The 22,442-nt window shown below is 36.2% G+C and carries 36 protein-coding genes; 35 read left to right on the top strand and 1 reads right to left on the bottom strand.

Going from position 1 to position 22,442, the window contains the following annotated elements; all coding sequences use genetic code 11:
* From RYK20_RS08565 to RYK20_RS08395, 35 genes are all read left to right on the top strand, one after another.
* Window positions 1-314: hypothetical protein (locus tag RYK20_RS08565; RefSeq protein WP_314895119.1), on the top strand; the 314-nt coding region annotated here is incomplete at its 5' end.
* A gap of 2 nt (window positions 315-316) precedes the next feature.
* Window positions 317-1,465 (top strand): DNA cytosine methyltransferase, encoded by a 1,149-nt coding sequence (locus RYK20_RS08560; protein ID WP_314895118.1) that lies wholly within the window; start codon window positions 317-319, stop codon window positions 1,463-1,465.
* Entirely contained in the window at window positions 1,462-1,656 is a 195-nt protein-coding gene (locus RYK20_RS08555; protein WP_314895117.1) for a hypothetical protein, read from the top strand. The genes RYK20_RS08560 and RYK20_RS08555 overlap by 4 nt, the downstream gene beginning before the upstream one ends.
* Window positions 1,657-1,667: 11 nt before the next feature.
* Complete coding sequence (locus tag RYK20_RS08550) at window positions 1,668-2,489, top strand: phosphoadenosine phosphosulfate reductase (RefSeq protein ID WP_314895116.1); 822 nt, start codon at window positions 1,668-1,670, stop codon at window positions 2,487-2,489.
* 19 nt (window positions 2,490-2,508) lie between these two features.
* The gene (locus RYK20_RS08545; protein WP_314895115.1) at window positions 2,509-2,778 is read left to right on the top strand and encodes a hypothetical protein; all 270 of its coding nucleotides are present in this window, start codon (window positions 2,509-2,511) and stop codon (window positions 2,776-2,778) included.
* Window positions 2,779-2,790: 12 nt separating this feature from the next.
* Window positions 2,791-3,078 carry a hypothetical protein gene (locus tag RYK20_RS08540; protein ID WP_314895114.1) on the top strand — a complete coding sequence of 96 codons (288 nt, stop codon included), beginning with the start codon at window positions 2,791-2,793 and terminating at the stop codon, window positions 3,076-3,078.
* Between the two features lie 10 nt (window positions 3,079-3,088).
* Window positions 3,089-3,334: a hypothetical protein gene (locus tag RYK20_RS08535; protein ID WP_314895113.1), complete on the top strand. Its 246-nt coding sequence runs from the start codon at window positions 3,089-3,091 to the stop codon at window positions 3,332-3,334.
* A 41-nt stretch (window positions 3,335-3,375) separates the two neighbouring features.
* Window positions 3,376-4,203 carry a DNA adenine methylase gene (locus RYK20_RS08530; RefSeq protein WP_314895112.1) on the top strand — a complete coding sequence of 276 codons (828 nt, stop codon included), beginning with the start codon at window positions 3,376-3,378 and terminating at the stop codon, window positions 4,201-4,203.
* A gap of 176 nt (window positions 4,204-4,379) precedes the next feature.
* On the top strand, window positions 4,380-5,402 hold the full coding sequence (locus RYK20_RS08525; protein ID WP_314895111.1) for a hypothetical protein: 1,023 nt from the start codon (window positions 4,380-4,382) through the stop codon (window positions 5,400-5,402).
* 1 nt (window position 5,403) lies between these two features.
* Entirely contained in the window at window positions 5,404-7,125 is a 1,722-nt protein-coding gene (locus tag RYK20_RS08520; protein WP_314895110.1) for a hypothetical protein, read from the top strand.
* A complete protein-coding gene (locus RYK20_RS08515; RefSeq protein WP_314895109.1) occupies window positions 7,118-8,224 on the top strand; it encodes a hypothetical protein in 1,107 nt (368 codons plus the stop codon). The genes RYK20_RS08520 and RYK20_RS08515 overlap by 8 nt, the downstream gene beginning before the upstream one ends.
* A gap of 17 nt (window positions 8,225-8,241) precedes the next feature.
* The gene (locus RYK20_RS08510; protein WP_314895108.1) at window positions 8,242-8,475 is read left to right on the top strand and encodes a hypothetical protein; all 234 of its coding nucleotides are present in this window, start codon (window positions 8,242-8,244) and stop codon (window positions 8,473-8,475) included.
* Window positions 8,476-8,498: 23 nt separating this feature from the next.
* Complete coding sequence (locus RYK20_RS08505; RefSeq protein ID WP_314895107.1) at window positions 8,499-8,975, top strand: hypothetical protein; 477 nt, start codon at window positions 8,499-8,501, stop codon at window positions 8,973-8,975.
* A 39-nt stretch (window positions 8,976-9,014) separates the two neighbouring features.
* Window positions 9,015-9,563 carry a hypothetical protein gene (locus RYK20_RS08500; protein WP_314895106.1) on the top strand — a complete coding sequence of 183 codons (549 nt, stop codon included), beginning with the start codon at window positions 9,015-9,017 and terminating at the stop codon, window positions 9,561-9,563.
* A gap of 83 nt (window positions 9,564-9,646) precedes the next feature.
* Entirely contained in the window at window positions 9,647-10,018 is a 372-nt protein-coding gene (locus RYK20_RS08495; protein ID WP_314895105.1) for a hypothetical protein, read from the top strand.
* Entirely contained in the window at window positions 10,011-10,265 is a 255-nt protein-coding gene (locus tag RYK20_RS08490) for a hypothetical protein (RefSeq protein ID WP_314894639.1), read from the top strand. Before RYK20_RS08495 ends, RYK20_RS08490 begins: the two co-directional genes overlap by 8 nt.
* Before the next feature lies 1 nt (window position 10,266).
* Window positions 10,267-11,049: a hypothetical protein gene (locus RYK20_RS08485; RefSeq protein ID WP_314895104.1), complete on the top strand. Its 783-nt coding sequence runs from the start codon at window positions 10,267-10,269 to the stop codon at window positions 11,047-11,049.
* Window positions 11,050-11,056: 7 nt separating this feature from the next.
* Complete coding sequence (locus RYK20_RS08480; RefSeq protein ID WP_314895103.1) at window positions 11,057-11,242, top strand: hypothetical protein; 186 nt, start codon at window positions 11,057-11,059, stop codon at window positions 11,240-11,242.
* A 31-nt stretch (window positions 11,243-11,273) separates the two neighbouring features.
* Window positions 11,274-11,813 carry a hypothetical protein gene (locus tag RYK20_RS08475; RefSeq protein WP_314895102.1) on the top strand — a complete coding sequence of 180 codons (540 nt, stop codon included), beginning with the start codon at window positions 11,274-11,276 and terminating at the stop codon, window positions 11,811-11,813.
* An 11-nt stretch (window positions 11,814-11,824) separates the two neighbouring features.
* Complete coding sequence (locus RYK20_RS08470) at window positions 11,825-12,232, top strand: hypothetical protein (RefSeq protein ID WP_314895101.1); 408 nt, start codon at window positions 11,825-11,827, stop codon at window positions 12,230-12,232.
* A gap of 2 nt (window positions 12,233-12,234) precedes the next feature.
* Window positions 12,235-12,426: a hypothetical protein gene (locus RYK20_RS08465; RefSeq protein WP_314894634.1), complete on the top strand. Its 192-nt coding sequence runs from the start codon at window positions 12,235-12,237 to the stop codon at window positions 12,424-12,426.
* Between the two features lie 13 nt (window positions 12,427-12,439).
* The gene (locus RYK20_RS08460) at window positions 12,440-13,012 is read left to right on the top strand and encodes a hypothetical protein (protein ID WP_314895100.1); all 573 of its coding nucleotides are present in this window, start codon (window positions 12,440-12,442) and stop codon (window positions 13,010-13,012) included.
* A 10-nt stretch (window positions 13,013-13,022) separates the two neighbouring features.
* The gene (locus RYK20_RS08455; RefSeq protein ID WP_314895099.1) at window positions 13,023-13,277 is read left to right on the top strand and encodes a hypothetical protein; all 255 of its coding nucleotides are present in this window, start codon (window positions 13,023-13,025) and stop codon (window positions 13,275-13,277) included.
* An 8-nt stretch (window positions 13,278-13,285) separates the two neighbouring features.
* Window positions 13,286-13,798, top strand: a complete 513-nt coding sequence (locus tag RYK20_RS08450; RefSeq protein WP_314895098.1) for a hypothetical protein — start codon at window positions 13,286-13,288, stop codon at window positions 13,796-13,798.
* Window positions 13,795-14,304, top strand: a complete 510-nt coding sequence (locus tag RYK20_RS08445; RefSeq protein WP_314895097.1) for a hypothetical protein — start codon at window positions 13,795-13,797, stop codon at window positions 14,302-14,304. The genes RYK20_RS08450 and RYK20_RS08445 overlap by 4 nt, the downstream gene beginning before the upstream one ends.
* A 16-nt stretch (window positions 14,305-14,320) precedes the next feature.
* Window positions 14,321-15,016 (top strand): hypothetical protein, encoded by a 696-nt coding sequence (locus RYK20_RS08440; RefSeq protein ID WP_314895096.1) that lies wholly within the window; start codon window positions 14,321-14,323, stop codon window positions 15,014-15,016.
* A 14-nt stretch (window positions 15,017-15,030) separates the two neighbouring features.
* Window positions 15,031-15,543 (top strand): hypothetical protein, encoded by a 513-nt coding sequence (locus RYK20_RS08435; protein ID WP_314895095.1) that lies wholly within the window; start codon window positions 15,031-15,033, stop codon window positions 15,541-15,543.
* Window positions 15,544-15,610: 67 nt separating this feature from the next.
* Entirely contained in the window at window positions 15,611-15,760 is a 150-nt protein-coding gene (locus RYK20_RS08430; RefSeq protein ID WP_314895094.1) for a hypothetical protein, read from the top strand.
* Entirely contained in the window at window positions 15,757-16,422 is a 666-nt protein-coding gene (locus RYK20_RS08425) for a hypothetical protein (RefSeq protein WP_314895093.1), read from the top strand. Before RYK20_RS08430 ends, RYK20_RS08425 begins: the two co-directional genes overlap by 4 nt.
* 5 nt (window positions 16,423-16,427) lie before the next feature.
* On the top strand, window positions 16,428-20,162 hold the full coding sequence (locus tag RYK20_RS08420; RefSeq protein WP_314895092.1) for a hypothetical protein: 3,735 nt from the start codon (window positions 16,428-16,430) through the stop codon (window positions 20,160-20,162).
* Between the two features lies 1 nt (window position 20,163).
* On the top strand, window positions 20,164-20,355 hold the full coding sequence (locus RYK20_RS08415; protein WP_314895091.1) for a glutamyl-tRNA amidotransferase: 192 nt from the start codon (window positions 20,164-20,166) through the stop codon (window positions 20,353-20,355).
* A gap of 11 nt (window positions 20,356-20,366) precedes the next feature.
* Window positions 20,367-20,600 carry a hypothetical protein gene (locus tag RYK20_RS08410; RefSeq protein WP_314895090.1) on the top strand — a complete coding sequence of 78 codons (234 nt, stop codon included), beginning with the start codon at window positions 20,367-20,369 and terminating at the stop codon, window positions 20,598-20,600.
* A gap of 12 nt (window positions 20,601-20,612) precedes the next feature.
* Complete coding sequence (locus RYK20_RS08405) at window positions 20,613-20,750, top strand: hypothetical protein (protein WP_314895089.1); 138 nt, start codon at window positions 20,613-20,615, stop codon at window positions 20,748-20,750.
* 109 nt (window positions 20,751-20,859) lie between these two features.
* Complete coding sequence (locus RYK20_RS08400; protein WP_314895087.1) at window positions 20,860-21,105, top strand: hypothetical protein; 246 nt, start codon at window positions 20,860-20,862, stop codon at window positions 21,103-21,105.
* Window positions 21,102-21,539, top strand: coding sequence for a PIN domain-containing protein (locus RYK20_RS08395; RefSeq protein ID WP_314895086.1), 438 nt, complete (start codon window positions 21,102-21,104; stop codon window positions 21,537-21,539). Before RYK20_RS08400 ends, RYK20_RS08395 begins: the two co-directional genes overlap by 4 nt.
* Before the next feature lie 487 nt (window positions 21,540-22,026).
* On the opposite strand, the gene RYK20_RS08390 is transcribed toward RYK20_RS08395, so the two are convergent.
* Window positions 22,027-22,442, bottom strand: a 416-nt coding sequence (locus RYK20_RS08390; RefSeq protein ID WP_314895085.1) for a tyrosine-type recombinase/integrase, incomplete at its 5' end; no start/stop codon positions are given.

The following is a 22,442-nucleotide window of genomic DNA, read 5'->3' as shown; positions in this document are numbered from 1 at the left end:
TTAACATCGAAATTAATAAAAAGGAGCTAATGGATAATTGCAAGGCTTCTTGTGGTCATATAAAGCTAAATAATGGAAAAATACAAACCAAGTTAGAACAATTCTGTACGCTAAAGGGCTATTTGTTCAGTGGTACTATTAAGAAAACGGAATATATATGGCAAACTCGTACCACAGTGCAATACTTATGTGTAAGCACACCTAACACCCCAACAGCCCCTACAACAGTTGTTAATACCCCTAATACAGAATCCTCTTTTACTCAACAAGTATATTCCCTAATGGATAATATATCTAATGAAATAGATTTTTAGATATGAAAATCATTGATCTTTTTAGCGGGATTGGAGGCTTTGCACTCGGCTTTCAGAGAGCAGGATACAAATTTACCGAACACTATTTTTCAGAAATAAATAAAAAAGCAATAGCAAATTATAAACACAATTTTCCAAATGCCAAATACATCGGAGATATTACCTCTATTCACAGAGGAGACTTTACAGGAATTGACATTATCACTTTCGGATCGCCTTGCCAAGATTTCTCACTTGCTGGAAAAAGAAAGGTGCTTAAAGGAACCAAAAGTAGCCTTATCAAGTACGCAATTACCCTCATTGCTCAGTTCAGACCAAGTGTATTTATCTGGGAGAACGTTAAAGGAGCTTTCAGCTCCAATGCTGGCGCAGACTTTTGGGCGATTATGCAAGCGTTTGCCAACCTTGGGGATTATACAATCGAATGGCAATTGCTTAATACAAGCTGGCTTTTACCCCAAAATAGAGAGCGAATATACCTTGTCGGACATCTTGCAGGACGAAGTATCCCAGGAATATTTCCTATCGGAGAAGATGATTGCCTTTTTACAACAAAAACGCAAAGTCAATCACAAGCCCAAATTAGTACCACAATCAAAGCCAATGGCAATATGAATGCAGATGATACTTATATACAAGTCGGTACATATCGCACTCACAACGACGGCAAGGGATTTCGTGAAGTGAAAAAAAATATTGCACCTACTATCACAGCAAGAGCGAGGAAAGATGGAAGTGGTATGCCTGTTATACAGATAAATCCTTCTAAGGAATCCAATGGCAGACAGCCTTACCAACAAAATAGAATTTTTGACGAAAAAGGAATAAGCCCCGCTCTAACAAGACATAATTCAGATTTTATTATTAAACAACGCCCACGAGGTAAAAACAAAGGTGCGGATCTTTCTATTTGCCCTACTATATCGAGTAATTCTTTTCAAGAAAATAACTTACTTGATGGAGTTAGAAGACTTACCGAAATAGAATGCGAACGTTTGCAAGGGTTTCCTGATAACTGGACGCAATATGGCTATTATAACGGGAAAATAAGGAGCATTTCAAAGACACAACGCTATAAGCTCATAGGTAATGCTGTAACCGTGGATATAGTAGAACTCATAGCAAAACGATTAAAAATTACAAAACAATGAAACAAAACAAAAAAAGAGAAGAGGTTCGCTTTAAGGAAGATGACAAAGTAAGAATAATCTCTAAGAATATAGAAGGTGTTATTATTAGCATTAATAGCATTAATATGATTTACGAAAACTGTATATACAGAGTAAGGGTTGGTAAATACACTACTCTGGTAGCTGTGTCCGATTTAGAAAAATTGATATAAATATATAGAGAATGAAAAACCTACTTGTAACCGTATCAGGAGGGCGCAGCTCGGCACGTATGGCACGGCATATACAGACCCACCCTAAATATACAGACTATAACAAAGTCTATGTTTTCTGCAATACAGGAATGGAGAGACCAGAAACCATTGACTTTCTGAAGAACATAGTGAAGTACTGGGAAATACCTCTTACAATCATAGAGGGAGTATATTCCACAGAGAAAGGCGTAGGAGTAAGCTACAAAGTGGTAGATTTTGAGACTATGGATATGCAGGCTCAAACCTTTGCTAATATGATAGCTCACTATAACAAAGGTCATTATAACGGTCTGCCTAATATGGGTGCTCCTTATTGCTCTGACTATCTAAAAAGTAACCCTACTAAGAAGTTTGCTAATGACATCTTCGGAAAAGGAAAGGATAGCTATCAATTAGCTATTGGTTACCGCAGGGAGGATATGCCCAAGCGTATTAGCTGGGCTGAAATAAATGTTGAAACTAAGCGTATATTCCCGCTTCTGACAGACTTTGAAGCGCCTATTGGACAGCAGGAACTCAACAAATTTTGGGATAGCCAACCTTTCAAACTCGGAATACATAATAAGTTTGGCAATTGCGAGTTGTGTTGGAAAAAGAGTACTCCTAACCTTATAGATAACATCAGATATGGTACCCGCTTTATTGATTGGTTTAAGGAAATGGAAAGCACCTATCAGAGTACTATGTTCAGGGATCGCAGGAGTATAGACGATTTGGTCATGTTAGCCCAAGAACCCATACAGCTATCCTTTCCATTTGAAACAACTGATGGCTGTGTATGTAGTTTTTAATATTAGAATTTCTATAAATATGGAAACAGAAGAAATAATTGATAATAGAAAGGATTTCAAATTAATAAGTTTTGTTCTTAAATTTGAAAGGGGGTATAGCTTCAAGGATTTTCCTGATGAGCAAATAGATAGATATGAAGCATTTGTAGAATTTGAAAATGGCTTTAAAGAAAAATATACCATAAAAGCGAATAATTCAATTTCAGAAGAAATAATGAATATAATATCTAAAAAACTTGCTGAAAATACAGATGCTTTAATCAAAAATATTCAAGAATGTTTAAAATAAATTGTTGGAAAAATGCTCACTGAATCGGAATACAAGAAAAATCTAGAACTTTATCTCAAGGCTCATCTATTTTGTTGCCGTAAGGATATTCGGGTATCTTCTGAATGTATTGCGTATGGGAGTTCGCTGGTAAGAATTGTTGTTCAATATGCAGGGAAAAAGATATATTCTTCTAAATCATATACGCAGCAGAAAGATATATATTCGACTGGAGAAGATACGCTAAAGATATACGAGGTATGTATGTATTTCTATCGAAAGTTAAGTAAAACACAAGATAAACAGACACAAAATAAATAACTAAAATAAAATGAAAATTCTTAAACATATAAAAACTAAGAAAGAACTCTATTCATTGTATCTATCCCAATACAGTGAGAAGAATATACGTACCTATATCAATGATATTATTCAAGAATATCGACCTAAAAGTCCTTTTAGGTGTAAGAATATTAGCTACCAAGAGTTTCTTGCATTTGTCAAACTCTATGGCGTTCCTATAGGATATATCCTTTCTGATGAATTAAAGAGGGATATCGGTGAAATAAAGATATAACAACTATTACAATAATCGCAATAATAATTAATAAATATTAAATGAAACCTAATTCTAAAGAGTGGCAACGAACCCCCATTTCATATTACGGAGGCAAACAGACTATGCTTCCTTATATATTACCTCTTATTCCTCCTCATTCTGTTTATACAGAGTCTTTCTTTGGTGGTGGAGCTGTGTTTTGGTCGAAAAAAAAGGCGAAAATTGAGATTATTAATGATTTTAATGCGAATGTATATAACTTTTACATAGTTCTAAAAAATAAATTTTCCGAATTAAAAAGATTAGTAGAATCCTCTATTATCAGCCGAGAAGTCTATAAATCTGCATTAGTTATCTATCATTCCCCTTTTTTATTTGATGAAGTAAAAAGAGCGTGGGCATTTTGGTATGCAACTAATTTTGGATTTTCGAACCAAATAGGAAACTGTAGAATCACTACACACGGAAAAAATTCTACTTGTTTAAACAGCAAAATTTCCGCTTTTACAGATTCTTATTCGGAAAGGCTGAAAGGAGTCCAAATTGAGAATAATTATGCAATAGAAATTATCTCTCATCACGATACGGATAGCACTTTTCATTATGTAGATCCTCCTTACATAGGTGCTGATCAAGGGCATTATGGAGGCTATGAGCAGATGCATTTCAATGAACTACTTGAGGTTCTTTCTTCTATAAAGGGAAAATTTCTATTAAGTTCTTATCCTAACGAAGAGCTCAGCAGATATGTTGAAAAATGTAATTGGCATCAAAAAGATATACAATTACATTTAGGAACTTCCAATATCAAAGGTAAAAAAAGAAAAGAAGTGCTAACGGCTAATTATGATATTACCCAAGGATCTTTTTCTTTGCCGTTATTTTAGTTTTTATGCTCCTTGTTTTATCAGGGAGCATTTTTTTTAAATGGAAATTAAGAAAATATTAACTTGTAAAATGCCTCAAACTCCCCTAAACTTCCCTAAACTCCCCTAAACTTCCCTAAACGGCAGAAAGAATATTCCTGTTCTCTACCTTTGCATTACTGAAGAAGATAAAAATAATGCAAACACTTAACCAAGCTCTCTATCGTGAATTGCGATCGGATTATCCTCAGGATATATTTCCGAAAGTAGCGTGTAAGCGTACGGAGCTAGGCGATGGTGATACGTTCTTTTCCGTACAACAGATAGTAACAGCTATTAATAAATATTACTATCAGTGCCAAAAAATAGCGAAGATACTCAAGGGTAAGTCCCTCCTTATCTCTTGCCAAAATGTACATCAATTTCTATACAGTCATTTCCAGTACAATGCGGATAGCGATGTACAACAACTACGTTCTCCTGCTTGCTCTTGGGTACAACGCTATATCGGAATAGACTGCAAGAGCTACACTATTCTTGCAGGGGCTATTTTAAAATCAATGGGGTATAATAGCTTTGTTCGACAAATCAAACAGCCATATAGCCTCTATCCTGATGATTTCTCGCACGTATATCTAGTTGTACCTATCTCTCAGGAAGATAATGACTTGAATAAAGGGTATTATGTCATTGACGGGACGATTCCGACAATGCAAGAGACTCCTTATTCTGACAAATCAGATGAAATTGTACTATCTATGAAACATATAGGACTTAATGGCGCACAAAATAGGCTTTTCGGATTTGCTCCCAAAAAAGGTCTTGGGGAACCTTCACCTAAGAATAAATTTGAAAAGGGCGTCGATCAAGCTAATAAATATATAGGTATTGTTGGGGATACTGCTGCGAATGCTGGGAATGCATACAACAAAGTTAAAGATGCGTGGAATCCAAGAGTCAATCCGGCAAATACCTCTCCTACTGTAACTAATAATGATATATCTCAGCTGAGTCAAGAACAAAGAGAATATCTTAGAAAAAGACAAGAAGAAGCAGAAAGAAATTCTAATGCCAATAATCATCACCAATATCAGAATTATAACCAAGGAAATTTAAATACAAATAAACCCAAGGATAATACTGTTATATATGTAGTTGTAGGAGGTGTAGTCGTCTTAGGGGCTATTGTGGCTATTACGATGATGAATAAAAAGAAATAAAATGAGAGGTAAGCACTTGTTTTCTGACAAATCATCTTCACAAGGTGCGTTAAAGGGTGCTGTTGGTACAGCTGATATAAAAGATGTTAGCTATGATCCAATTATCAATATGAACTTTGTGGAGTATGAAAATAATCTGCAAAATCACGCTCAGGCAGCTGAAAGTGTTCATTCTACTCTATCAAAGGTAGTGATGGGGATGATATTGACAGGTGCATTATCCAATGCTTGGAACCCTGTTGGCTGGGTATTGGGTGCTGTGGCTGGTGTGTTAGAGTTGGCTATCTCATTAGGTGTATTCAAAGAAAAATCTTCTTGGGACTCTGATAGAGCAAGAAGGGCTTGGACAGTTGTGAGTAGATTCTATGAAAGAAATGTATATGGCGAAAAAACGGGGAGAAAAAACGAAAAAGGTGAGGATATATATACGGGAGGATTAGCGCAGATTATATCTTCAACCTCTGCTCAAGATGAATTAGTACAAGGTATAATGAATCATACTTATTTTGGACTCTGTGTATATGAAGCTGTATTTAAAATTATAAAAGAAACTAATTGGAAGTCAGAGGAATCTAAATCGCATACCAATGACCTCTATAATATGGTTCAAAAGCTCAAGAATAATTTTTATGGTAAGATTAAAAGTTATGGTCTTGTGTATCAAATAGCAGAAGATTCTATTCCTATTACTCTTTCAGAAGGAGTTTTTGATGCTTTTTACAAAGAATTAAATCTAGCAGGGGATCCGATAGACTGGTTGGATAGAGAAAGAATAGTATTTTCTATGCCTACTTTTGGTTTGAACAGGAAAAATGATGCTATAGGAATGGGGGTTACCTTTACCGATTTCAGAGATGCTTCGTTGCCTAAAGCACAAACTTTTGAGAACTATTATAAAGATGAAGTAGGAAGAAAAGAGCTCTTTGATATAGGGAAAAAGAATATTGAAATTCTTAAGCTAGATAATTTACTTTCTTCTGATGAAGCTGAGTATTATGCGTATATGAATTGGCTGAATTCAGCAAGTGCCTTTGAAAAGGGAATGACCTTTAACGGAGGGGCTCTGAATACTTATCTTAAGAGAGAGGGAGAGCAAGGATATAACACTCAGTGTAAGTCGCTAACAGGAATGATTGAGGATTTTTTATTCAAACGTAAAAACTATGAAAATGCAACCAAAGGAGATGTAATATTAGCGGCTAAGGAAATTAAAAAAATGTATGATAGCATAAAAGATTCTATAGCAAAACAAGGCTATTGTTACCAGCAACTCAATAGAAAGTCTCAGAATAGCTATATCAAGAGAGCTTTTGAAAAATTTGGGTTGGATATTAATGATTTTGATGAGAATTTCAATCTTGTTGCTAAGAAACCTACTTCTCCTACAAGTGATATATTATCTGGTAATCAGTCGGGTTCAAATCTTAAAGAATATGGATTAGAAATTCCTAAAGGTTACACAGATGAGCGCCCTAAGGGTCCTACTCCAAAAGTAGAGCCTACGCATCCAGCTCCTAGTCCTGATAGAGGCAATATTACTCAGACAGTTCCAACTGCACCTGTAGTAACGCCTCCAGAATCTCAAAGGACAGACCTTGTAGCTACTCCAACTGGAGAAAGTCCCCAAAAAAAACGTAAAAGCTGGTGGTGGATACTTTTGTTAGCCGGATCAGGATTCTGTATATATCAAATTAATAAACAAAACAAGAAAAAGAATGAATAACCTTATTCTAGACTTTCAAGGAGAATTCCAGTATCTAAAGTATGAATATGCCCCGCGATTGCGAATGCTCATAAAAAATATTCATATAGTGATGAACTCTTATAATAAGCATTTCTTTTCACAATGCCAAAAATTTGGAGATGTACGAGCTATTGAGCAAGAAGCTGTACAAACGGGTGTTTTTCCTGAATCAGTAAAGCTAGCAATGGTAAAAGCAGATGCATTCAAGCCTGTTGCTGAGACTGTTTTGCTGCGAAAAATTGCTAATCAGATAAGTTCTTTTGCTTTTTTTAATTTTACCTATAAAAGAGGTGGTGTAAATCCTGATTTAGGTTTAGCTCTCCTATATGCTGTCGTTTTTCCTTTTGTGTATAGAATTGGAAAAAATTATGCCTATGCTATGAATCCTGAGTTTGTTGATTTTTACTCAGCAAAGCCTTTTTGGGGAACTGATGCTTTAACCATTCCTCCTATGCGAATCACTCGTAAGAGAACGAATAATGAAAAAAATAGCGTTTTTCCTAAAATATATACTGGATTAGAGCCTCTCTTAGGTATCTATCCTTATCTTAAAGGAAAAGGGTTGGGAACTGATAATCCTTTTCAGACAAGAGAAGAACGTTTATATGAATTATATCAATTTTATATAGAAAATCAAAAAGATATATTTTTCTTCTCCAAGAAGGACTTTTATACCTTGTCAGAAGAATGTGTAATAGCTAGGTTGTGGAATTTTCTTTCACGTCCTTTCGATGCCAGCGGAAAGCCTTTTGGCTCTACTCCTAAGGCGTGTGATTATTTTTCACACGAAAAATTTCTAACAACTCAGGGGAGCTTTCAAGAAAGATTGGATAAGTTTCGTGTTCCTAATACAGAAATATTACAAGTGCCAGCTTTTTCTGAAGAAGAAATCAAGGAGGGATTAAAGATATTGGAAACAGTTAAAAAAGTCAATATTCAATTGTATGACCTTAGTAAAGAGGTAAATAGAAAATTATATACTTGGGGAGATCCTAGAGCATATAAAGATTTAGCTGACAAAATTAATTATAGAGAAAAACTCCATCCTACAAATCATTTAGGAATTGCTCCTTTTTAATTTTAAATAAAAAAACTATGCTACACCCTTGTTTGCCACAACCTACGCCCGCCAAGAAAGTTGAGAAGGTCTCACTGCCAGCGGTAAAGGATCCTCCTGAGCTGATATATATCAGGGAGGTACCTGTAAAAGATGATAACAAAGATAACAAAGAAACAACAGAAACACTAACAAATTATAAAATAAAATGGTGGCATGTAGCCCTTGCTTTTGTAGCTGGATTCTGCCTTGCCTCCTCTAATTCTAAATGATTATGAATTTTAAAAAACCCAAAATGGAGAATCTGACCGGAGCCCTTGTGATAGGAGGTTCCGCAGTGGCAGGAGCAGCTGCCTCTAACTTGCTAGTAGCTGAACTAACCGCTAAGTCCTCTGGCGACGCTAAGAAGGACTCCAATAGAAAAAAACTTGTAAAGGGAGGAGCTGTAGTAGCATCCCTGCTCGCCTTAGCGTGCGTAGATGGAAATGATACAGGAGCCAATGCGGTGCGTGGAGCCCTTATAGGTGTTGCGGGAGCTCAGGGAATTTCTCTTGCTCGTGAGTTTTCCGAAGAAGGAAAAACTAGCGAGACAATGAAAAAAATTCTCGGACTCAGATGCCCTTGCCAAGAGGACGGATTGCGCCAGCCTGACTGGTCCAGCTGGAGACCTACCTATGAGGATATTTCCTACACAGAAGTTTCTGAAGAGCCTGAGGAGCTTCCTGCTCGTAACCCTCTAGTAGGATTCACCCCGAAAGAATCCTATCTATAAGATTAATAAAAAGTAATTTTAAATTTAAAATTTTAAAAAATGGACAACAGACAAGTTCAATTAGAGCGTGCGAATCACGTTCTTACCGCAATGGGAGTAGATACTCGCAATGCAAAGGTTATGGATAGAACTCAGTATATCACCTTTGATGCCAAAGGAAAGAGTTCTGTTGTATTGTTGATTGATAGCAATACAAAAAAGTTGGTAGGAGAAACCTCTTTTGACGCAAACAAGCTCAACAAAGGTCGCTATTTTGTAGTCGATAGCGCCCGAGTGTTAGTTGAAGACCAAGCAGGATCGTTAAATGAAGCGAATTGGAAGAGTGATGCTCACCCTGCTGTACTCAATTCGGAATTCAAAATTTCTCAAGATGAGGATCTTTTATTGCTACCCCTCTCGGATTTGCTATACACAAAAATTGGTCAAGGAAACGAAAACGGATTCCGTAGTATTGCCTCAGCTCCAGTTATTGTTCCAGAGAAAGAAATCAACCTTTCTTGGCAATTTCCACAGGGAGCTAATGTACCAGTTTCTCAGACTCAGTTTGTTCGTATCGAGCTAAGAGGATTTGAATTTTTGGTGAATTAAACTAATTCTTTAATAATTATCAATGAGAATGAAGCCTTGCCCTTGTAAGGCAGGGCTTTTTTTGATAAAGTAAATATAAAAATATGATAACGAAAGAAGAAGTGTTCAATATAGAAATAGCGGTAGGATCCAAGGCTAACAATGTCTTTATAACTCCTATTGCTGGACGAGTAATAGGACTGCTCATCTACCACAATAAAGGAAGAGAGCTTGTAGCTAATGCAGGGCTCAAGGCTGATGATGGAACCTATATATCAAAGATGCAACATATAGAGAACTATCGTTCTCGTGAGTGTTGTTATTTTAACGGTTGTAAGCCTGTTGATTTTCAGACTCAGGGGAAGACATATACCTTAGAAATATCCTGTGAGGAGCCTGTAGCGGACAAGCCTTTCCGTGGGCAACTCATCCTTATTTATGAAGACACTCGATTTAATACCTGTGAAAATGCGTAAGACTCAGTGGAATACCCAGAAGGTATATAGTAATACTTACTTTCATCTACAAGGAGTTACATCATTGACGCTCCACAATGCAGGTGAAAGTAAGGTGTTCTTCAGGGAAAGAATACTCGAAAAAGGCGATTATTACCTTCTGGAAGGCGACGGATCTTATTCCGATATTGATTTAGAAATCACTTTTGAAAATGGACAAGGTGAAGCTATTCTTGACTATAGAGCATTGACAAAATGTAACAATTAATATGAAAAAAGAACTCATTGATATTATTAATCGATTAAAAGCATCCCCTAGCGTACTTATCTCTGTAATTAATAAGGAGACGGGGCAACCGTTAGCTCGTTCTTTTTCTAATGAAAAATTCGTCGAGAAGTACGGATCAGTTGAGGCTTTCTTTAATGATTTGGTAGCTCAGGGCGTTTCTCAAATCATTATAGAAGAGAGGCGTCGTTTGGGAAATACAACCCGTTCTTTTTCGACTCCAAAAACTTTTGTATTATCTGCGAAAGAAGAGCCTGTTCCTGAGGTTGATACGCCTGTTCAGATGGTTCCCGCTCCTATGGCTCAGGTTGCTCCACAGGTGCCAATGGGACTTCAAGGATTGGGTTTTCCTCAGATAATGGATCTTCATGTAAAAGCGCACGATCAGGCTAGGCTGGAGACGGAAAATAAGTTCTTGAAAGAAAAAAATGAAAAACTCGAACAGGAGATTGCAACTCTCAAAGAAGAGCGTTTAGAAAATAAATATAGCGAGGCAAAGGCTAAGGGAAACAATGAGATGCTCTTAGGTTTTGTGCAGAATCTTCCTATGCTAATGGGACTCTTCAAAGGAAGTCCTCAAGGACTTCAAGGAGTGGATGATGCTTCGGGGCAGTTGCCTCCTGAAAAAGCCCATTTATTCAATCAGCTTACTCAAACTACTCCTGAAGTAGATTCCTTTGTCTTGAAAGTATTGGAAAATACATATGAAAGTACAGCTTTCTATCAAGAATTAAGTGATTTATTGAAAAAATATGAATCTAAATAAAGAAAAAATGGAAATAACAATAAAAATCAACACAACGAATCCTATTGATGCGAAAAGTAGGCAAAAAAAACTACAGGATATCGCTTTGGTAGATGATAAATGCCTTTCTCTTTTTCACGAGATAGCAACAAATGAAAAATTTCGCAAAAAATTTGTAGCCAACGAGAAAACGTTGCGTCTTTTTGCTATGTAATAAGTATTAACTATTAACTAATAATAAAATTATGCAACGAAAGAAATCACCTTCCCTCAAAGGAGCTGCTGCCGCCACTATTGCTACGGCGGCAGTAGGTAAATATCTGGATAACCATCCAGAGGTAATTGAGTCTGCGGGGAGAAAGGCTAAAAAAGCTGTGAATATAGGGCTGATTCTTTTTGGAGTATCTATTGTTAGTATTGCTGGAGTTCTGTGTTACAAGCTGTATTGGAAGAATAGATTTAAAAAAATGGAATATAGTCGTTCGCATAAGCCCGTAAGTATCAGTGAGGGGCTCGCGAAAAGTAAGGCGGATATTATCTATACTGCTATGAAAGGAGTAGGGGCTAATTATGATAGAGTGTATAACGCACTGAAAGGAATGGGATACAATAATTATGTTGCTATCTATAATGCGTTTGGAAAAAGACGTCCCGCCACTAGCATTTCTTTAGGTAACGCTCAGGATTTGACGCTATCGGAATGGATTATTAATCAGTTCGGAGGAATTTTTGACGGGAACAAGCTCGCATCCTTAAGGGCTCAAGTAGGATCTGAATTTTTTTAATTAAAAACATTATGAAGAAAGAATATTTCCTCTGGGGACTTTGCAGCGCTGGCGTGCTAACAGCTATTCTTTCGGTAGCTCTCAAGAAGAATAAAACTGAATCCCCTACATATCAAGAAGAAGTCAGACAATTCAACCAAGATAGAACATCTGTATCCGAATATGCTCAGATGCTCCACGATGCTATGAAAGATACTGGTACAGACTTCAATAAAATTCTTAAGGTGATGAGTGAGCTGGATGAGAATAAGATGAAAATCGTATCAGATAGGTTCGGAAAGAGAGCGTATTACAACCGTTTGTTCGGGCTTGTGCCAACCTCTGGTGGGAAAAAACTAACTCTTAAAGAATGGTTCAAAGAGGAGTTGGATTCCTCGCAATACAAGCAAGTTAAGGACAAATACCCTAATTTATTCTAACAATGGACAAAAAAAAAGATTTTTTAACCCATATTCCACAGCCACACCTTTCTGTTAAGAGTACAAAGAGTAATAATGAACTGCTCAAGACAGGAAAGTTTCTTTTGGTGCTGTCTGTAGCTCTATTGGTAGGAGTGGGTATTTACTCCTTGGATAGCTCGCATAAAAAAAATACCCAAAAAGTAACTGTATAAAATAAAATATAAAATGATTGGAATCCCTTATAAACCAATTTGTACAACACAGTCTGCGCCTCCTGTAGCTCCTTCAAAGCCAAAGAAGCCCTTATATTTGACTCTCCAATATGTACCTGTCTTATCTGTAGGAAGTAATTCTCCTTTATATCCTTATGGACTAGGGGAGGTACAAACAGCTGGAATTGAACTCAATGGACAGCAACAAGTCATAGAAATCAAACTTCCTGATACGGGAGGCATACGAGGTGAATTTAAAGGGTTAGCTGTCTTTTCTTCAATGGAAAATGTAAAATTAACTCCTTTTCCTAATCCTCACGGATTTGATTTTATATTAAAATATACGAATCTGTTACTTGACACAGTTCCACAGGAAACAATTTTTAATTTAGCTACAACAGGAGCTGATATTAATTTGCCTTATGAATCGGATTCTTTGAGTCCTTATATCCGAAAAGTGCAAGGAACGTGGCTCATTGACGCTACTCTTTCCCCTTTATCTAGTATAGATGAATATGAAAATAAGCCAACTTATGTACAGTACCATTTAACAGGAACCCTTGATTCTATTAGAAAAAATAACTAAAAGCTAAACAATGCCAACAGAAATAATAATCTCACTCATTACCTCGCTATTAGGCGGGGGAGTGTTAGGAATGCTCTTCGAGCGCAAAAAAAGAAAAGTAGAAACAGACGCTATTGAAGCAGATGTAATGGACAAGATGAGGGAAATGTATGTACATTTTATCGACGATTATAACAAAAAGTACGAAGAACTCGTTCGTGAGAATGAAAAACTTCTTGAAAAAGTTAAAAAGTTGGAAGATAGGATTAATGAATTAACTAAATGACAAAAATTATGCCTAAAAAAACATTCTTAATATCTCTTTTACTAATTCTCTTATCTACAGGGTGTAAATCTGTTAGAATAAAAGAAAAAGACGCTGAAAAAATAGAATATACTCGAATAGATAGCGTCTTTATTGAGAGAACTTTTCCTCTTCACGATACAATTTTCGTGAATATTCCTTTGATTATCACTGAAAAAAAAGAATGTGATAGTCTTTGCCAGAAAGAATTGAATCGATGGCTTCATTCAGTAGAGGCATCTAAAAAAAATGGTTCTCTTTCTCAAGGTATCTATTATGATAAGTATAAAAATCAACTGGTATTGTATCAGAATGCAGCAGAACAGCTCAATATCTACAAGAATCAGTTAGCTAGCCTCTCGCAGGTAAAAGAGAAGGAGCATATTAAGGAAATTAAAAAAGCGTATATTCCTACATTTTTCTGGATAATGACCTTTTTAGGAGCAATTGGGATTATTGTAGGGCTATTTTTTATTGTTAAAAAAATAAAAAGTATCATATGAAGCCAAGAACACTTGTTATTTTCGGAATTTTAGGGGTTGGAGTTGCTATTTTTGCCATATTACAAGCAAAAAAGGCTCAGGCTATGCGTTTATTTGAAAAGATTATGTTCTCTTTGAGTGGTATAGGTGATGTGGGAATGGCTAATGGAGGTCTCTGGCTCAAGTTACATTTTGCTATGACCAATCCTACAGCGGAGGACTTCTATGTGAATACGAATGGAGCTATTCAAGTAAAGGTTATGCGAATGTATCTATTTGGTGAGCAGATAGGATATGCTACCATTCCAGACTTCTACCAATTAGACCTTAGGTCCGGACAGACAGCAATTCTCAGAGATGTTCGCATCGAGATAAGCCCTATATCATTGGGCACAAAGATATATGATTTTATAATGAAAAATAAAAAAAATTGGGCAAACTATACAGAGCTGCTTACGAAGTTATCATTTGAAATTGATATTGACGCTTTGGGTCATATATACACTTTGAAACAATCTTTTTCCTAATAAAATACTGAAAAAAATGAAAAATTTTAGAATCGCCTCATACAAAAACTCTCCCCTCTACCAGAACAACCCCGGCAATCTTCCTAACAAAGGTATTGACTGGTTTGGAAAAGTCCCTACTGCTCAGCGATTGGGAAATGCCAAGTACGAAGAGTTCTACACTGTCGAGTATGGTATTCGTGCGCTTATGAGGAATATCCGTACATTAATGGATAAAGAAGGACTTAATACTGTAGCAAAGTTTTCCAGAGCCTTTTATCCAGCCACCTCTACCAAGAAGGTAGCAATATATGAAAATGCGCTAAGTAAAACCTTGTCTGTAGATAAGAATAAGGTAATAACTACTTTTGACAGAGATTTTTATATAACGATGGCGAAAGCGATTATTGGGATAGAAATGGGTTCTTCTGTTGCTCATATAACTGAGGAATCTTACATTGATGCATTTGCTCTTATCAATGTAGAATATGACAGCAAGGCGGGAAATACATTAGCTCCAAATAATAACAAGTCCAGTGTTCCCAGCGCCCCAAGGAATACTCCAAGTATGCCTTCTACTCCTGCGCCTTCAGCTCCTTCTAGCCCCACTACAGATAATTATGAGTCTCCTAGTGAAGAAGGTACTAATTGGTTCCTCTGGGGAGGTCTAGCGGTAGCATTAGGTGCTGGAGGGTATCTATTTTATAATTATTACAAAGGAAAGAAAAAATAACAAAAACGAACATTATGATTGATTTAAGCAAAAACCCAGCTGTTAGCCACTTACGAGGACTCAGGAATAATAACCCTGGGAATATTCGTGTGCCAAAAAATCCTGAGCGCAACCCTTGGCAAGGAAGAGTCCCTATAGCTCAGAATACCGATAAAAACAAGGCTTTTGAACAATTTATATCCTTAGAATATGGACTTCGTGCGCTTATGATTAATGCACGCACTCAGATAAAAAAAGGACATAATACTATACGGAAACTTATATATACTTGGGCTCCTCCTCACGAGAATCACACCAACAATTATATAGCCTATGTCTCACAAAAATTACATATCCCAGCCGACCAAATTATCCCTGCTCTTGATAAGAATTTTTTTATCTCATTGGCAAAAGCTATTTCAGAACAAGAAAACGGCGATACTATTGTTCAACAAGTAATTCCCTACAGTTCGTATGAGGAAGCCTATAGGCTAATGGGAAGTACCTCCTATTCTCCTTTTGAAAAAAAAAACGAATTGGAATCATAGGAATCACTCTCATTGCAGGAGCTACTTTTTTTCTGTTGGATTATTATAAACCTCAATTATGGCAACTATGGCAAAAAAAACAACTCAAAAAAGTACAGGTGTAAGTGAGTTCCATACCAAAGATATCATAGCACTTTCGCTCTCTGCGCTGGCTGTTATATTGGCGGGAACTCAAGTGTATTTGGCTGTCAAACAAGAAAAAAATAATAGAATATGAGTTATACGAACAAAGAACAAGCTGTCAAAGTTTTCAAAAGTTGGATAGAGGATTATAAAAGGGATTTTGAAAAAATTAAGAGAGAGAAATGGGGAGAAATAGATCTTTTGAAAAAATCAGGTATCAATAACCCTGATAATATAATTCTGCTGAAAAAGCAACTTTTAGAAATATGCATTGGTTTTATTAAAAAAATAGAAAACGATTTTAATATAATTGAACGAAATAAAGACATAATTGCTGATACTATAATTTTTGATAGGTTCATTAAAGAATTAGCAGAAGTACGGGATCTTTCTTATAAAGAAATCGAAAAGATTGATCTTCCCGTTGATGTGATTGATAAAGGTTTCAATATATATAACGTAAAAAAAAGAGAAAAATCTCCAACTCCCCCACCGACTAACGTCTTGATTCCTCCTGTAACGAATGGGCAAACCAAACCTGCTGAGCAAGAACCCAAAAAAGTAGTTACAGAACAGCCCACTAAGGAAGTCGCTCAAGAGCCTAACAAGAACTCTGCGCCAACCTCTTTTTCTTCAGAAGAAAAAAAAGAAACCAAAGAAACCAAGCCCAAAGTGGGATTTTTCACTACTACTAATATCATTATTCTAATGATACTACTTGGGGCAGGAGCTTATTTTTATAACCAAAAAAAGTAACATCTATGACAGTCATAGAAGCATTTAACTCATTAGATAACCGAGAAGTCTCTCGCAAGGAGGTAGAACAGGTCTTGTTACAAGCAAAAGCCGAGAACAACACAACTATTATATATAGGTTGAGCAAAATCCTAAATGATTACCCACAGGCTACTCATTTTGAGATTTCTGTTACTCATTACCAGCCCCAAGAGGGGCTTTTGGGCGTTCAGCACACTGGAAATTATAAAGAAGCTCTAGACGATTGCGGTAGGTTACGCAAGGGCTGGAAGTTCGTCAATGGCAACGTGGTGAAGGTAGAGAAGAAGGAGAAACTTAAAAAGGAAAGCAAACCTAAAAAAGAAACGGATAAAACAGCTATTGATGATATAAGAAAAATCGTACAAGAAAGATTGAAAAATCAGGGAAAACCTCGCCTTTATGAGGTACTACATCTTGAGAGTGCCAAAGGAATATTTATTTTCTCTTGGTCGGACTTAGGAAACATAGACGGGACCAAGAAAAAAGAGAACTCCTTAGCAAAAGGTCTCTATCAATATACTTTTCCTAAGTTTAAGAATACTCAGGAGAAAATAAAATTTTCTAATCAGGTATGGTATGATTTATTGATAAACAAATCATTAACCTTAAAAAGGAAAATCGAAGAACCTACTTTGAATATAATAAACCTTTATTTAGGTAAAAATACAATAGAAGAAATCGAGAGTATTTCAAAAAAAACAACTAAAGAAGCTAAACCTAAAAAAGAAGCTCAGCCCAAAAAGGAGAAAGCACCACAGAAGGAGACTAAAAAAGACAAAAAGTATAATTTTGTTGTGGTAACAGACAATCGCCCCAACCGTGTAATTGCGGTGTTCTCTTATACAAATCCCAATATAAAAGACTTAAGGGAAAGTTTTTGGAAAAATGGTGAAGGAAAATATTATGAAACTACGGAAGAGGGGCTTAGAAATTACACTTTCGGCATGGGACCTTATCCTTTTGCAGATGCTAAAAAACATATTGAAGAAAAATATACAGAAGGAAAAGACTTTATCTATTTTATCTTCGAAAAAGACGGAGGCAGAGACGAGGCTATTTCATTGGTAGAAAAGCCTAAAAAGGAAAAAAGCAAAGCAGAAGAAAAAACACCTGCAAAGAAAGAATTACCAAGAGATTTTAGCGAGGATTTAGATTATAAATCTTTGTATAATTCGTATTCTTTGATTTCTTTTGACCCTGAAAGACGTGCCGAGAATGATAAAAAAATGTTTGGTACTTCTATGCTTAACTTGTACAATAGTAGTGCCGAAGAAGCAAAAGAAAATAATAGATTAGAAGAATATAATCAAGCCTTTGAGCGTTATTATGCGGTTATTTTGAAGAAAAATAAAGAAGTGATTAGCGCTCGTACAGGCACTTTTTCTACGGCTGTAACAGGAGGAGCTGGTATAAAAAGTAGTCAAATAAGAAAAAATGAGGCTAAACAAAAAAGGGAGTATGAAATAAATAAAGAACTTATTGATTACATTGAAAAAGCCGAAAAGAAATTAAATGAAGTAGCAAGAAATCCGGACCAGTTTTACAAAGACCAAGCGATAAAAAGAACCGATAAAAACGCTATTGAAAAACTCAATCAAAAATTAGAACAATTAGAAGCTGAAAAAGATTTTATAAAACGAAGCGAAAAGGCGTGTAAGGAATATCAAAAAACTAAAGATTTTTCTGTATTTGAAAAATATAATATTCCTCAAAAAGAAGCAAAGGAATACGTATCACAAATAGAAAGACACGGAATTCCTTTAATTAGAGGAAACGCATCTATAAATGCTGAAATTCGTAGAGTTAAAGAGCGTATAGCTTCATTAGAAAAAAGCAAAGCCACAGAAGATGAAAATTTTGATATAGAAAACGGGCGAATATTAGTCAATAAAGAAGCTCAGCGAGTACAAATATTCTTTGATAATATTCCTGATGCTAATACTCGTGAAGCCTTGAAAAAACGTTCTTTCAAATGGGCACCAAGCGTTAAGGCGTGGCAACGAACCCTAACAGGTAACGCAATTGATGCGGTAAGATACTTAATTAAAGATGGTGTTTTAGTAAAAAAAAACTCTGAAGAGGTTGTAATGTCCGTAAAATCAAAGGAAGAAAAAGTCGAAAATGAGACTATAAATATAGATTCTTCTCAATTTAAGAAGGCAAAAGTTGTGCAACAAATAGGCGATTACGTTAAAAATTTTTTTGAAACCGGAAATTGTTATGTTCCTAAAGGTATTTTCCCTAAAAAAAGAGAAGGTTTCAAGAGTATAAATTTAAAGGGTGCCTTTTGGTTGGATGATTTAGAAAAAGAAGGACTTGCACAAGTAAAGAAAAATGGGGAAATTTTCTTTGTAAAAACAGGCTTAAACGCTCCCTTTCCTGAAGTCTCTACCGAAAGGTTTAAAAAAATGAAAGTAAGCGAGTTGCGTGCTTTTACTTTAAGATATTATAACCTATTCTTAAAAGGAGATAGTGAAACTATAGAAAGACACTTAAAGGAAGTTGTTTTTACCAATAAGGCTGGTAGGAAAATAGCACTTGGAGAGGCTATGTATAGTGCAAAAGCCGCTGTAATTGCTCACCTAAAAACACTAATAAAGAACTCTACTTATAACAATTGGGGAGATAGAAAGGGTAGTGATGGAAAAGATGTCTTAGGTTATCTTAATTTCAAATCTAAACTTACTATTGACGGAGAAAAACGGCACGTTCGTATTTCCTTAGTTGTCTATAGGGATAGAAAAACAGAGCTAAAAAACGTGGAAGTAGGCAAAAAGAAAAGCCGAGTTCCACAAGGGGCTTTACCCTCAGTCGAAGGAACTCAGCTTTTTAAAGCTGTTCAATCCACACAAGACCCAGTAGGCACCTTGCAAGACGGGCGAATTGAACAGCTTTCTGATGGCAAAGATACAAAAAAATCTTTATCCCGCAAGAAAAAAGACGAAAATTTTGGACTCAATGCTCCAGAAGCGCCAGAAATCTCCTTGCCAGCCACAAGGCAAACCCTCGCTCAGCAGTTGGCAACACGCCCTGAAGTAAGAGAGAGTTTCTTAGTGGCGGACGAACAAATGAGCCTTTTCCTTGGATCCTTGGAGAAAAAGACAAAGGATAGTCTTGTTATCACCCTAACCGGTAAGCAGGGATCAGGAAAAACTCGATTTGCCTTTCAATTTATGAATGCGCTTGCTCAACGATATCGAGTAGGACACGCCTCTATAGAGGAGCATCCTGAAAGTGTTCTTTATGAGGAAAAAGCTTATCAGTACCTCAACGATACAGCCTTAGAGCATATCACAGCACAGGACGTGCGTTCTTTGGAAGAGTTGGATACAATGATTCGCACAAATGAAGTAATAGTGATTGATTCATTTCAGAAAATGCGTGAGCTGGCACCCAACTTTGAAATAGATAAGGACCTACGTAAGAAATATGACGGCAAACTTTTTTTGGTAATTTTCCAGCAAACAGCAGACGGCAAAATGCGAGGAGGTAGCAAGAGCCAGTATGACGGCGATATTATTCTCTTTACCGAGACCTTTCCTGATTACCGTGAGAATTATGTATTTCCCGACAAAAACCGCTACAACAAGAGACCCGCCACCGAGCTACAATATAGCATATACGAAAAACGTATGCTTGCCTCAGCTCCAGAGGATTCTTCTCTTCCTGATCCACAAGAGCCAACAGAAATAGACGAACTGAATTTTGACGTGTTATAATATGAAAGTAGAAATAATCTCTTATAGAACAGGTGTAGATGTGTTGGGATTCCCTATCATTCACGAACACATATTAATAGAACGCACAGAAGAAAGTGCCTCTCATTCAAAAAAAGGAAAGAATATGTCCAAGAAAAGCGCTGTACGCAATATTGTGCAATATTTTCTTTCGCGAGATGTAAAACAATTATAAAAAAACAAGATATGAACAAAGAAAAACAACAAGTGTTTGAGCGAGTTCGCGTAGAAAAAGATGAACTTAGAGAGAAAATAGGTAAGTTAAAAGATTTCTTGAAAAGTGAGAAAATTAAACAAATAGACACTACACAAGCCTATTTACTAAGAATGCAGTATGACACAATGACAGCTTATGCTAACATTTTAGAAAAAAGATTAGCTCTTTACGAGGAAGAATCAAAAACAACAGATTTTAATTAAATATTTAATTTTATGGCGACAAAAAAAGTAGGTTTAAAAGCCAATGGACGGCTCAAGAAAGGTTTCCGCTACAACGAGAATGGGCGCATAGTGAAGGCGAAAAAAACAACCGCAAAAAAGACAACTGCGAAGAAAACTCGTAAGCGCTAACCCTTGAGTACAAATCCCTATCCCCGTAAGGTTAGGGATTTTTTATTTGGTACAATTTTTGTACTTAAAATAAAAATAATTTGTATTTTTGTACCCAAAATTGAAAGTTATGCCAGCAACATTAACGCCACCGAAAACAGCCAAGAGAAAACCTGCCGTTTCACAAGGGCTAAAAAGAGTAGATACATCAAAAAAAACAACAGCTACCAAGAAAACAACAACGCCTAAAAAGAAAAAAACATTAGGAGAAGTCGCTTTAGAACTCGAAAAAAAACCATTGATAAGAGTTTTAGACGAAGACCTTGTTTATGGAACTAATATGATGACAAAATTAATGAAAGAGGAGAAGTTATGAAATATTTTTTAGATACTAATATTATACTTATACTTTTTCAGGGAAGACAAAAGGAGATTAAGCGAGAAGTTTTTAATATTCTCTTAGATGAAAAAAATTCTTTTTATGCAAGCTCTATTTCTTTGTTGGAGATTGCGCAACTCTACAGGAAAAAGAAAATAGAGGGTATTAATTACGAAAGTAAGGATTTCAACACAGGTGATAAGCTCATAAAACATATATTGAAAGCAGTCCCAATGGTAAAAATTCTTCCTTTTGAGGACAAACAAGCCTTTGTTGCTGGGCGTTTGGACTTCGTGCCTAAGCATAATGACCCTAATGATTTAGCTATATTGGCGCACGCTATTTCTGAGAAAATGACTATTATTTCTTGTGATGACAAATTCCCAGAATACCAAAAACAAGGCGCAAAGGTAATACATAACCAACGATAAACCAAATACTTACAAAAACTTTCACCCCTCACGTGAAAGTTTTTTTGTTTTCCCCTTTTATACATTTTCCTCCTCTGCACTGACACACGCAGGGGAGGTTTTTTTATGCAAAAAGTATGTTTTTATGCAAAGCTCATCTTTTTTTTATGCAAGTTTATATGCATTGTTTTTATTGATTATCAATATATTAACCCTTATAAACAGGCGTTGCATATGAAGCATAACGATTTTGAGCAAAAATTCACCTATAGCGTGCGCACGCAAAAAGGATTACATTTCCCCTATACGACTTCTTCCCGCCCCCTAAAGAATAAAAATGTATGCAAAAAATATGCTTTTATGCAAAATCCGTTTTTTGTATGCGAGTTTTTATGCAGTGTTTTGCTTGATTATCAATGTATTAACTCTTATAAACAGGTGTTGCATACGAAGCATAACGATTTTGAGTAAAAATTCATCTATAGCGTGCGCACGCACACACGCACGATCAGAAAGAGAAAGAAGCGCTTTTTATAGTTTCGTCCGCAGTTAGGTTTCGGGTGGTGTAGGCTTCTGTTTGCTTGATGTCGTAGTGGCGAGCCTGGTCCCGAACTTTTATAGAGGGAATACCACTATTGAGCAAATCCATTATTCCTGTATCCTTGAGAGAATAGAATTGAAACTTGCTGTCAAACTTGTATTTGTTACGGTACTTTGTCCAAGTATCTGAAATCTTCTTAGGATTGAGTTGCTTTTTACTAGGCTTGAAGTCTTCTCCGAATAGGTAATCACTATTATTGGCTGTTACTAAGTGTTGCGCTAGGATAGGTAAGAATACGTCGGGAATCGTAACGCTGTTTGTCTTTCTATTTTTTGTAATGGAGCCGTCCAATACAATACGGCTTTCTGAAAGGCGAACATCGC

It is taken from the genome of uncultured Capnocytophaga sp., from assembly GCF_963525585.1.
Taxonomy (GTDB): Bacteria; Bacteroidota; Bacteroidia; order Flavobacteriales; family Flavobacteriaceae; genus Capnocytophaga.
Note: the sequence above shows the minus strand (reverse complement) of the source record. Positions and strands in the feature narration are given on the sequence as shown.

Bases quoted from the DNA above. Each gene is read 5' to 3' on its own strand.
- RYK20_RS08460 (WP_314895100.1), top strand. From the start codon at position 12,440: ATGATTGGAATCCCTTATAAACCAATTTGTACAACACAGTCTGCGCCT.
- RYK20_RS08465 (WP_314894634.1), top strand. From the start codon at position 12,235: ATGGACAAAAAAAAAGATTTTTTAACCCATATTCCACAGCCACACCTT.
- RYK20_RS08480 (WP_314895103.1), top strand. From the start codon at position 11,057: ATGGAAATAACAATAAAAATCAACACAACGAATCCTATTGATGCGAAA.
- RYK20_RS08515 (WP_314895109.1), top strand. From the start codon at position 7,118: ATGAATAACCTTATTCTAGACTTTCAAGGAGAATTCCAGTATCTAAAG.
- RYK20_RS08560 (WP_314895118.1), top strand. From the start codon at position 317: ATGAAAATCATTGATCTTTTTAGCGGGATTGGAGGCTTTGCACTCGGC.
- RYK20_RS08500 (WP_314895106.1), top strand. From the start codon at position 9,015: ATGGACAACAGACAAGTTCAATTAGAGCGTGCGAATCACGTTCTTACC.
- RYK20_RS08425 (WP_314895093.1), top strand. From the start codon at position 15,757: ATGAGTTATACGAACAAAGAACAAGCTGTCAAAGTTTTCAAAAGTTGG.
- RYK20_RS08485 (WP_314895104.1), top strand. From the start codon at position 10,267: ATGAAAAAAGAACTCATTGATATTATTAATCGATTAAAAGCATCCCCT.
- RYK20_RS08545 (WP_314895115.1), top strand. From the start codon at position 2,509: ATGGAAACAGAAGAAATAATTGATAATAGAAAGGATTTCAAATTAATA.
- RYK20_RS08505 (WP_314895107.1), top strand. From the start codon at position 8,499: ATGGAGAATCTGACCGGAGCCCTTGTGATAGGAGGTTCCGCAGTGGCA.
- RYK20_RS08450 (WP_314895098.1), top strand. From the start codon at position 13,286: ATGCCTAAAAAAACATTCTTAATATCTCTTTTACTAATTCTCTTATCT.
- RYK20_RS08440 (WP_314895096.1), top strand. From the start codon at position 14,321: ATGAAAAATTTTAGAATCGCCTCATACAAAAACTCTCCCCTCTACCAG.
- RYK20_RS08535 (WP_314895113.1), top strand. From the start codon at position 3,089: ATGAAAATTCTTAAACATATAAAAACTAAGAAAGAACTCTATTCATTG.
- RYK20_RS08415 (WP_314895091.1), top strand. From the start codon at position 20,164: ATGAAAGTAGAAATAATCTCTTATAGAACAGGTGTAGATGTGTTGGGA.
- RYK20_RS08525 (WP_314895111.1), top strand. From the start codon at position 4,380: ATGCAAACACTTAACCAAGCTCTCTATCGTGAATTGCGATCGGATTAT.
- RYK20_RS08430 (WP_314895094.1), top strand. From the start codon at position 15,611: ATGGCAAAAAAAACAACTCAAAAAAGTACAGGTGTAAGTGAGTTCCAT.
- RYK20_RS08395 (WP_314895086.1), top strand. From the start codon at position 21,102: ATGAAATATTTTTTAGATACTAATATTATACTTATACTTTTTCAGGGA.
- RYK20_RS08435 (WP_314895095.1), top strand. From the start codon at position 15,031: ATGATTGATTTAAGCAAAAACCCAGCTGTTAGCCACTTACGAGGACTC.
- RYK20_RS08530 (WP_314895112.1), top strand. From the start codon at position 3,376: ATGAAACCTAATTCTAAAGAGTGGCAACGAACCCCCATTTCATATTAC.
- RYK20_RS08405 (WP_314895089.1), top strand. From the start codon at position 20,613: ATGGCGACAAAAAAAGTAGGTTTAAAAGCCAATGGACGGCTCAAGAAA.
- RYK20_RS08445 (WP_314895097.1), top strand. From the start codon at position 13,795: ATGAAGCCAAGAACACTTGTTATTTTCGGAATTTTAGGGGTTGGAGTT.
- RYK20_RS08510 (WP_314895108.1), top strand. From the start codon at position 8,242: ATGCTACACCCTTGTTTGCCACAACCTACGCCCGCCAAGAAAGTTGAG.
- RYK20_RS08420 (WP_314895092.1), top strand. From the start codon at position 16,428: ATGACAGTCATAGAAGCATTTAACTCATTAGATAACCGAGAAGTCTCT.
- RYK20_RS08495 (WP_314895105.1), top strand. From the start codon at position 9,647: ATGATAACGAAAGAAGAAGTGTTCAATATAGAAATAGCGGTAGGATCC.
- RYK20_RS08555 (WP_314895117.1), top strand. From the start codon at position 1,462: ATGAAACAAAACAAAAAAAGAGAAGAGGTTCGCTTTAAGGAAGATGAC.
- RYK20_RS08410 (WP_314895090.1), top strand. From the start codon at position 20,367: ATGAACAAAGAAAAACAACAAGTGTTTGAGCGAGTTCGCGTAGAAAAA.
- RYK20_RS08550 (WP_314895116.1), top strand. From the start codon at position 1,668: ATGAAAAACCTACTTGTAACCGTATCAGGAGGGCGCAGCTCGGCACGT.
- RYK20_RS08540 (WP_314895114.1), top strand. From the start codon at position 2,791: ATGCTCACTGAATCGGAATACAAGAAAAATCTAGAACTTTATCTCAAG.
- RYK20_RS08400 (WP_314895087.1), top strand. From the start codon at position 20,860: ATGCCAGCAACATTAACGCCACCGAAAACAGCCAAGAGAAAACCTGCC.
- RYK20_RS08490 (WP_314894639.1), top strand. From the start codon at position 10,011: ATGCGTAAGACTCAGTGGAATACCCAGAAGGTATATAGTAATACTTAC.
- RYK20_RS08475 (WP_314895102.1), top strand. From the start codon at position 11,274: ATGCAACGAAAGAAATCACCTTCCCTCAAAGGAGCTGCTGCCGCCACT.
- RYK20_RS08455 (WP_314895099.1), top strand. From the start codon at position 13,023: ATGCCAACAGAAATAATAATCTCACTCATTACCTCGCTATTAGGCGGG.
- RYK20_RS08520 (WP_314895110.1), top strand. From the start codon at position 5,404: ATGAGAGGTAAGCACTTGTTTTCTGACAAATCATCTTCACAAGGTGCG.
- RYK20_RS08470 (WP_314895101.1), top strand. From the start codon at position 11,825: ATGAAGAAAGAATATTTCCTCTGGGGACTTTGCAGCGCTGGCGTGCTA.